This window comes from Phytoactinopolyspora endophytica, assembly GCF_004138495.1.
GTDB lineage: Bacteria > Actinomycetota > Actinomycetes > Jiangellales > Jiangellaceae > Phytoactinopolyspora > Phytoactinopolyspora endophytica.
Genome location: NZ_ML142855.1, coordinates 144155 through 145900, shown reverse-complemented (window position 1 = coordinate 145900; position 1746 = coordinate 144155). Strand labels below are relative to the sequence as shown.

Below are 1746 nucleotides of genomic sequence, written 5' to 3'. Positions count from 1 at the left end.
CCCGACGGCTCGGTCGAGACGGTGCACTCGCGTCGCCAGGACCAGCACGGCGAGCCGTTCCCGCTCGCGCCCAATCTGGTGGCGTACCGGCGCTTCGCGATCGAGCGGGCACGCAGCGACCTCGCGTGGGCGGCTGAGCGCGCGGCGGCGCAAGGGATCGCCGACCCGCAGACGGTGCTCGCCGAGCTGCTGCTTAACCCGTGCCTGGCGGAGCACCTGCCTGATGCCGAACCGCCTGCCGTCACCCGCCGTGAGGTGTGGGAAGCGTCGCGGCTCGTCGTCGACGCGAATCCGTCACGGACGCTCGTGCTCTACGGCGGCTCGGACTACCCCCGCCAGCGGCGGATCCGCTCCGGGCTGGCGAACAACCCCACCTTTCTTCGCATGTTCGCGGGCGAGGTGGTCCTCGACTCGGTGCGCCTGTCCCGCGACTTCTTCGGGCTCGGCCCGTTCCGCGCCGCGGAGTTCGAGCACGACCACGACGCAGTGGTGCTCACCGAGCGGCTCGTGGGGCACTACTACCAGCCGCTGACGGACGCTGTCCGTCGCGCCGACGGGGCGTACAATCTTGTCGACGAGGGACGATTCGCCGCCGCGATGTCTTTTTCCGACCGGCAGACCGACTCCGTCGCACTACGCACGCGAATCGCCGTGCAGCCGACCGAAGACGGCGTCGAGCTCGAGATCACCACCGACGGGCCCGCCCTGCCATGGGCGCTGGAGCTCGCATTCCGCGAGGGCGGTGCGTTCACGGGCGCGGCGGAGGAATCTGACGGCTCGGTGCGGGTGGACTCAGGCACCGCCCGCTACCGCGTGGGCGGCAGCACCGTCGAGTTCGGCCCCGGCACGGGCGGAGCGGACCCGGCCCGCTATCACCCCGGGGAGGACTATGCCTACCTCGGAGCAACCGATGCGGCGGGCGGTCGTCGTGCGTACATCGTCGGCAGCGCTCCAGGCGTCGCGCGCGTGTTCATCCGCGCCAGATCAGATCGGCACGTGCACCCGCACCGTGGTACCGCAGCCTGACGAGCTGACCACCTCGAGACCGCCGCCCACCTCCTGCGCACGGGCGCGCATTCCGCGCAGCCCGAACCCGTTCGCCTCGTTGACACGTCGCGGATCGAACCCTTTGCCGTCGTCGACGACGGTCACCGATGCCATCCCTTTCTCTCCCGCGACGAAGGAAAGCGCGACGCGCACGCTGGTGGCCTCCGCGTGCTTGCGGACATTCGCCAGGGCTTCCTGAACCGAGCGAAGCAGGACGATCTCGCCGGACACCTGCAGTCTCGGCACAAGTTCGGGCACCGCGTCGACTTCCATCTCCGACGCGACCCCCGCCTCCTCGGTGAACCTGCCGGCGATCCGCCGGATCGCATCCGGGAGCGACGCCTCCTGCAGGTCGGCGGGGGCCAAAGCGTGGACCAACGCCCTGGCCTCGGCGAGGTTCTCGCGGGCGGTCCGTTCCAGCAACGCCAGCCGTTCCCGGGCCGCGTCCGGACGCCGTTCGATCGCAGCCTCGGTCGCCTGCGACAGAGCCAGGATGCTCGTAAACCCCTGGGCAAGGGTGTCGTGGATCTCGTGCGCGAGCCGTTCACGCTCCTCCAGGACCCCGCGGGCGCGCTCGGTCTCGGCGAGCTCGGAACGCGTCGCCTCGAGCTCGTCGATGAGCACCGCCCGGCGCTCTGCCTGCCGGATGACTCCGACCATGAGCAAGCCGAGCAGCAGGACCAGCCCGGCCTGCATGAC

The 1746-nt window shown here is 70.7% G+C and carries 1 protein-coding gene and 1 pseudogene; one reads left to right on the top strand and one right to left on the bottom strand.

Annotated features, from left to right (window positions below; translation table 11 throughout):
- Positions 1-1026 (top strand): annotated as a pseudogene (locus ELR45_RS37955) (hypothetical protein); the annotation flags it as partial.
- Here the strand turns inward: ELR45_RS37955 and ELR45_RS37950 are convergent.
- Positions 985-1746: sensor histidine kinase (locus tag ELR45_RS37950; RefSeq protein ID WP_205856653.1), on the bottom strand; the 762-nt coding region annotated here is incomplete at its 5' end. The pseudogene ELR45_RS37955 and the gene ELR45_RS37950 sit on opposite strands and share 42 nt — an antisense overlap.